Origin of the sequence: Limnobaculum eriocheiris (assembly GCF_021010575.1) — a bacterium.
In the GTDB taxonomy this organism is placed as follows: Bacteria; Pseudomonadota; Gammaproteobacteria; order Enterobacterales; family Enterobacteriaceae; genus Limnobaculum; species Limnobaculum eriocheiris.
In genome coordinates this window covers 1-6,822 of record NZ_JAJNAG010000076.1, presented here as the reverse complement: position 1 = coordinate 6,822, position 6,822 = coordinate 1, and the positions used below count along the sequence as shown (strand labels likewise).

General features: G+C 44.5%; 7 protein-coding genes. 1 reads left to right on the top strand and 6 read right to left on the bottom strand.

What is annotated here, in order from left to right; all coding sequences use genetic code 11:
- Positions 1-157: 157 nt before the first annotated feature.
- The 6 genes from proS to metN form a co-directional block, all read right to left on the bottom strand.
- Positions 158-1,882, bottom strand: coding sequence for a proline--tRNA ligase (proS, locus tag LPW36_RS17295; RefSeq protein WP_230611817.1), 1,725 nt, complete (start codon positions 1,880-1,882; stop codon positions 158-160).
- 162 nt (positions 1,883-2,044) lie between these two features.
- On the bottom strand, positions 2,045-2,752 hold the full coding sequence (tsaA, locus tag LPW36_RS17290; RefSeq protein ID WP_230611815.1) for a tRNA (N6-threonylcarbamoyladenosine(37)-N6)-methyltransferase TrmO: 708 nt from the start codon (positions 2,750-2,752) through the stop codon (positions 2,045-2,047).
- Entirely contained in the window at positions 2,753-3,094 is a 342-nt protein-coding gene (rcsF, locus tag LPW36_RS17285) for an Rcs stress response system protein RcsF (protein ID WP_230611812.1), read from the bottom strand.
- A 178-nt stretch (positions 3,095-3,272) separates the two neighbouring features.
- On the bottom strand, positions 3,273-4,088 hold the full coding sequence (locus LPW36_RS17280) for a MetQ/NlpA family lipoprotein (protein ID WP_230611811.1): 816 nt from the start codon (positions 4,086-4,088) through the stop codon (positions 3,273-3,275).
- A 51-nt stretch (positions 4,089-4,139) separates the two neighbouring features.
- Positions 4,140-4,796, bottom strand: a complete 657-nt coding sequence (locus tag LPW36_RS17275; protein ID WP_230611810.1) for a methionine ABC transporter permease MetI — start codon at positions 4,794-4,796, stop codon at positions 4,140-4,142.
- Entirely contained in the window at positions 4,789-5,820 is a 1,032-nt protein-coding gene (gene metN / locus LPW36_RS17270) for a methionine ABC transporter ATP-binding protein MetN (protein ID WP_230611809.1), read from the bottom strand. The genes LPW36_RS17275 and metN overlap by 8 nt, the downstream gene beginning before the upstream one ends.
- A gap of 214 nt (positions 5,821-6,034) precedes the next feature.
- On the opposite strand from metN, the gene gmhB reads away from it, so the two are divergent.
- Positions 6,035-6,607: a D-glycero-beta-D-manno-heptose 1,7-bisphosphate 7-phosphatase gene (gmhB, locus tag LPW36_RS17265; RefSeq protein WP_230611808.1), complete on the top strand. Its 573-nt coding sequence runs from the start codon at positions 6,035-6,037 to the stop codon at positions 6,605-6,607.
- Positions 6,608-6,822 lie beyond the last annotated feature (215 nt).

Sequence of the window (6,822 nt, the reverse complement as noted above, 5' to 3'; positions counted from 1 at the left end):
GTCTTGCGACACTCTCCGCTAATTTTAAGACGAACAGTACTCAGTACTGTTCTTAATCATCTCGCCAAAACCTACCAGAGTATGGTGTTGGTTTATTAGCGCTGATTTTGTGGGGATCCCTCAGCGCCGTAGCGGGATTCTGGTAACCGGTGGTTAATTAAGCCGGTTGTATTTGTGATAGCAGGAACGACACGATTTCGTCGCTGTTGATCATCTGCTTATCGCTTGCACGGCGGTGCTTATATTCAACTTCGTTATTATCCAGATTACGATCGCCAATAACCACCGTGTGCGGAACACCAATCAGCTCCATATCGGCAAACATTACGCCGGGACGCTCTTTGCGATCGTCCAGCAGTACATCAACACCTTTGGCGCGCAGAGTTTCATACAACTGCTCTGCCACTTCCTGAACGCGGAAAGATTTGTGCATGTTCATTGGTATAATAACCACAGAGAACGGAGCAATCGCATCTGGCCAGATAATACCGCGCTCGTCATGATTTTGCTCAATAGAAGCAGCTACCACACGGGTTACACCAATACCATAACAACCCATTGTCATGGTCAGATTACGGCCATCTTCGCCCTGTACGGTTGCTTTCATCGCTTCAGAATACTTAGTACCCAACTGGAAGATATGACCAACTTCGATACCACGTTTAATCAGTAAAGTCCCTTTACCATCCGGGCTTGGGTCACCAATCATGACGTTACGGATATCAGCGACCATAGTCGGCAGAGGCAGGTCCCGTTCCCAGTTAATGCCAAAGTAGTGTTTATGGTCGATATTGGCACCGGCGCCAAAATCGCTCATCACCGCCACTGAACGGTCAACGATCATCGGTACTGGCATTTTGATTGGGCCTAAAGAACCCGGGCCAGCGCCAATAGTCGCACGAATCTCTTCTTCTGAAGCAAATGTCAGCGGGCTGGCAACCAGCGGCTGGTTTTGTGCTTTCACTTCATTCAGCTCATGATCGCCACGAACTAAAAGTGCAATTAATTTATGACCACTCTCTTCTGCTGCATGAACCAGCAGAGTTTTAACTGTTTTCTCAACCGGCAAATTAAACTGTTCAACCAGTTCATTAATGGTTTTTGCATCAGGTGTATCCACCAGACGCAGTTCTTCGGCGGGTGCTGCGCGTCCTGCTGATGGTACGATGGCTTCTGCCAGCTCAATGTTGGCAGCATAATCAGAACCAGTAGAAAAAACGATATCATCTTCACCGCTACCGGCCAGTACCTGAAACTCATGGGAAGAACTACCGCCAATAGAGCCGGTATCAGCCAGCACCGGACGGAAATCCAGCCCCATACGGGTAAAGCTCTTACTATAGGCGTCGTACATCTTGTCATACGTCAACTGCAAAGACTCTTGCGTGGTATGAAATGAATAGGCATCTTTCATGATAAATTCCCGTGAGCGCATTACGCCAAAGCGAGGGCGAACTTCATCACGGAATTTAGTTTGAATCTGGAAGAAATTCAGCGGTAATTGCTTATAAGAGCTGATTTCATTGCGTACCAGATCGGTGATCACTTCTTCATGGGTCGGCCCCAATACAAATGGGCGTTCACCTCTGTCTACAAAGCGTAACAGTTCCGGACCATATTGCTCCCAGCGACCACTCTCTTGCCATAAGTCAGCGGGTTGAACTACCGGCATGGAGATCTCAATAGCACCGGCGTTGTTCATCTCTTCACGAATGATGGTTTCAACTTTTCTCAGAACGCGCAGACCGGTAGGCAACCAGGTATAAAGACCAGAAGCCAGTTTACGGATCATCCCGGCGCGAAGCATTAGCTGGTGGCTAATGACTTCAGCGTCAGCAGGTGTCTCTTTCAAAGTAGAGAGCAAATATTGACTAGTACGCATGTTGTAGTGCTTCCATTTAATCTTCAGATAATGGCAATTTTTCAGCGTTACCGATCAGTGAAGCGGAGCCTGATAAAGCAAACGCAGAATAAGCCTGATAAATAAAAAAGTGACTTAGTGTATCAGTGACTATCCTCTCTCAAAAGAGAGGAACAGGAATTTCTAACGTTTATCGATAGCAAAAACGGTTGCCTGCCCATTTTCCACGCGCCAGCGTACATTAAACGTCATTAAGTGTACGGCAAATTCCCTGACCTGTTGCTCATTTTTTCGATAGGCAGGGCGGGGGTCCTGAGCCAATACCTGAGTAATAAAACGGCGCAGATGGGGCAGAGCACGACTCTCATTTTGCAAAACGTGTTCAGCCTCAACAGAAAAAATGACGGGCATGTTGGCATCGGGGGCTAACTGAGCGAAACCTGCCTGAGCATCAGGGATACTTTCGGCAAAGGGCAAATAGGGTTTGATATCAACAACAGGAGTTCCATCAACTAAATCCAGGCTGCCAAGCTTCAGGATAATATCAGCCCCTTCCTGACGTATGCCCTTTAGTTCAATTAATGACATACCAATGGGATTGGGCCGAAAGGTAGAGCGGGTAGCGAAAACCCCCATCCGGGTATTTCCACCTAAACGGGGAGGTCGTACCGTTGGTCGCCAGCCGCCATCCTGAGTTTGATGAAATACAAACAGTAGCCAAATATGGCTGAACTGTTCCAGCCCACGTACTGCCTCTGCCTGATTATAGGGGGGCAACAGTAGCAATTCACCGCCCCCATCCTGCACTAAACCTGGCTGGCGGGGAACGGCAAATTTTTCTTTATAAGGCGAACGAATAACGCCTATGGGTTCGATATGCAGTGCGGTCATTTAAAAATTGATATGTAACGCAGTGCCTTCACAAACAGCAACCTGATAACAACCTGGAACAGAAGACATCATTTCACAGCGATGTAATAACACGGCATTGGCTTCTTTATAAGCTGCTCTTTTTTGCATACTCAGCATTGCTGAAGTAATGCTTGGCGGGCTGTCCTGAGCGGTAAACTGGCAGGAATCACCAGAAACTAATCCCATCTCTTTAAAAGAGGCACCGGAGAGTTCAGCTTCGGTCTTATAAAGTTTGACTGGCTCTACTTCTGGTGCTGAAGGTCCGGACTGGGCACAGCCACCCAGAAAAAGTGCAAACAGGCAAAGCGTAAGAATGCGCATTGGATATCCTTGATATAAAGGGAAAGACCTGTAATGAGAAGGCCAGTCGCTAAAATTAATTAAGAGTATAAATAAAAACAGGGTTAAGGATAAGATGAAAACTGGCGAATAAAAAGGGCAGATAAGAATATCTGCCCTTAAATATATTATTGAGAAATAGGGATAACGAATTAAAGGATTACCAACCCTTAATGGCGCCGCCCTTAAACTCTTTATCTGCTGCATTGAATACTTCGTCAGACTGGAAAGCCTGAACAAATTTCTTCACGTTTTCAGAATCTTTATTATCTTCACGAGAAACAATGATGTTTACGTAAGGAGAATCTTTATCTTCAACGAAGATGCCGTCTTTAGTTGGTGTTAAACCGATTTGGCTGGAGTAAGCGGTATTGATAATCGCCAGAGTTACCTGATTATCATCCAGAGAGCGTGGTAATTGTGGCGCTTCCAACTCAATGATTTTCAGATGTTTTGGATTCTCAATAATATCCAGTACGGTAGGCATCAGGCCAACGCCATCCTTCAGCTTAACCAGCCCCTGTTTTTGTAATAACAACAGAGAACGACCAAGGTTAGTAGGATCGTTTGGTATAGCGATTTGCGCGCCATCCTGAAGTTCGTCAATTGATTTGATTTTCTTGGAATAGGCAGCAATTGGATAAACAAAGGTATTGCCCACAACTGCCAGCTTGTAACCACGATCTTTAATTTGTTGATCTAAATAGGGCTTATGCTGGAAAGCATTCAGGTCAATATCGCCTTTGTTCAACGCTTCATTTGGTAGCACATAGTCATTAAATGATACCAGTTCTACATCCAGGCCATATTTGTCTTTAGCAATTTGTTTAGCGACTTCGGCAACCTTTAGTTCAGCTCCGACAATAACACCCACTTTAATGTGATTTGCTTTTTTTTCTTCCTGACCACATCCCGCGAGGGCGAGAGAGCCAATAACAGCAGCGACAGTAGCAAACGTCTTTAACTTCAATAACATATTTTTTCTCTCTATTATTTATGAGCTGTAAGCAACATCGTTATCAGTCCGCTATTTATGATTAACGGCTTTAACCAAACGATCCCCACAGAGCTGAATTAAATAAACCAGTATAATTAATAGCACAAGTACTGTATTCATGACGGTTGGGTCATATCGAACATAGCCATATTGATAGCCGAGTTGACCTAAACCACCGGCACTAACAGTACTACCTACAATTGCTGAATAACCAACCAGTGTAATCAGGGTAATTGATGCACTGTTGATTAAACCAGGCAATGATTCTGGTAATAATACTTTATAGATAATCTGAAGTGGTGTTGCTCCCATTGACCTTGCTGCTTCAATAAGACCCGTCGAGATTTCTAAAAGCGTATTTTCTACCATTCGAGCAATAAAAGGCGCAGCGCCAATACTTAATGGCACCAGAGCGGCTTTTAATCCAATAAATGTTCCCATAATAAGATCGGTAAATGGGATCATCCATACAATTAAAATAATAAAAGGCAAAGAACGGAAGACGTTAACAATAGCGGACATTCCCCGATAAATCACAGGATTATCCAAAATTTGTCCTGGTCTGGTGACATACAGTAATACGCCAGCGGGTAAACCAATAAGAAAACCAAAGAAACCTGAAGCAAAAGCCATGATAATGGTTTCCCAGGTTGATTTAGCCATCAATAATATCATTGCCTCAGACATAGCCTAATACCTCAACTTTTACATGGTGATCTTGAAGAAACTGGATTGCGGCGGCGGTCTCTTCCGGCGTACCGTGAATCTCAGTCAACATGACACCAAATTTTACCCCACCGGCATAATCCATCTGGGCACTGATAATGTTGTTATTAATGTTATAGTGACGCGCAACTTCCGATAGCAATGGTGCATCTACCGATTGGCCGGTAAATTCCAGACGTAATAATGGGTGAGTATTCTCTTTTTGTTCAGGATTCAGGCGTTCAGAGTAATCATCCGGAATATCCAAATGCAGTGTTGCCTGAATAAACTGTTGAGCTAATGGCGTTTTAGGGTGAGAGAACATCGCGCTAACGCTGTCTTGCTCAATCAGTTTACCATCGCTAATAACCGCAACCTGATCGCAAATGCGCTTTACCACATCCATTTCATGAGTAATTAACAGAATAGTCAGGCCTAAACGGCGGTTGATATCTTTTAATAATTCAAGAATCGAACGCGTGGTTGCCGGGTCCAGCGCACTGGTCGCTTCGTCACACAGCAGAACTTTAGGATTGCTGGCCAGTGCTCTGGCAATAGCTACCCGTTGCTTTTGTCCTCCGGACAGGTTGGCGGGATACGTATCATGTTTATCGCTAAGCCCAACTAAATCCAACAGTTCTACTACGCGCTTATTTCTCTCCGCTGATGGCATGCCATCCAGTTCTAATGGCAAAGCGACGTTACCCGACACAGTACGGGAAGAAAGTAAATTAAAGTGTTGAAATATCATGCCGATCTGACGGCGGGCTTTGGTTAGCCCCGCGGAATCAAGAGCGGTTAAATCCTGATTATCAACCAGCACTCGCCCCGAAGTTGGACGCTCAAGTAAATTCACACAGCGAATAAGCGTACTTTTACCGGCACCAGAAGCACCAATAACGCCATAGATTTGTCCGGCAGGAACATGGAGACTCACGTCAGACAGTGCTGTGATAGTCAGGTTCTTTTGCTGGAATATTTTTGTAATATTCTGAAGTTTAATCATATTTTTCTTGTGTTGTGACCGTTCCGATAACCATTCTTCATATGAAGAATAATGACCGTTAATAAAACAGAACTCAGCAAATACTGAGTGATTGAATGGATGCTAAGGCGTCTAGACGTCTAAGTCAACCAATTTTGGATCTATCGAAAGGTTCTTTCTGTGAGTACAATCATGGGATACTAATGACATCTTAATAGCCATCAGGGGTAATGACGTGGCGAATTCTATACCAGCAGTTTTTCTTGACCGGGATGGGACAATCAATATTGACCATGGGTATGTTCATGAAATAGATCAGTTTCAGTTTATTGATGGGGTAATTGAAGCCTGTGCTGAACTGAAAAAGATGGGTTTTGCTTTAGTTTTAGTCACCAATCAATCCGGCATCGCCAGAGGAAAATTCACGGAAGATCAGTTTATGACCCTGACGGAGTGGATGGACTGGTCGTTGGCGGATCGTGATGTGGATCTGGACGGTATCTATTATTGTCCACATCATCCGGAAGGTACCATTAGTGAGTTCGCACAAACTTGTGATTGTCGTAAGCCACAGCCAGGTATGCTGTTATCGGCACAGAAAGAGTTAAATATCGATATGGCCGTCTCTTATATGGTAGGGGATAAACCAGAAGATATGCAGGCAGCAATAAATGCTGGAGTAGGGCATAAAGTTCTGGTTAAAACAGGTAAACCTGTCACGCCAGAAGGGGAAGCCCTGGCAGATATGGTATTAGATAGTCTGGCAGCATTACCAAATGCTATTAAGTCGGGTCAATTTAGTCGATAATTAGTACAAATATAAATGTAATAGTAAAAAAGTTTATTTAACGCTTGCTATTCACATCAATGACTCTATAATGCGCCTCCACTGACCAGGCAACAGCCGCTTCAGTTCAGACGTTACCGTGCATAAATCTGTGATTTAACACTTGACTCTGACGCGGGATGGCGTAGTATACGCAGCCCGTGTTGCGGGAACTTTTTTCGCCGCAACATCGCTCT